1 protein-coding gene is annotated in these 233 nt (G+C 59.2%); it reads left to right on the top strand.

From position 1 onward, the window contains the following. Window positions 1-233: iron-containing alcohol dehydrogenase (locus tag AF337_RS40390; RefSeq protein WP_160320303.1), on the top strand; the 233-nt coding region annotated here is incomplete at both ends.

The following is a 233-nucleotide window of genomic DNA, read 5'->3' as shown; positions in this document are numbered from 1 at the left end:
GCCTTGAGGGACGGGAAGCCGAACTGGTTGCCGGACTAGGGCTAGGCAACACATTCACAGTCGTGGCCGATCACGTCACCTGGGATGCGATGGGTGAACGCATCGCCCATGCTCTCCAATCGCTCGGCCCCGTCAAGACCGTTCTTCTCGACCATCCGCATGCCGATATGGCGAATGTGGCTGTGTTGATTGAAAAACTGAAAGGCGCCGAAGGTGTGGTCGCAGTGGGGTCG

The sequence above is a fragment of the Rhizobium ecuadorense genome (assembly GCF_001187535.1).
Classification (GTDB): Bacteria; Pseudomonadota; Alphaproteobacteria; order Rhizobiales; family Rhizobiaceae; genus Rhizobium; species Rhizobium ecuadorense.
The sequence above is the reverse complement of the archived record's forward strand: the minus strand, read 5'-3'. Positions and strand labels throughout refer to the sequence as shown.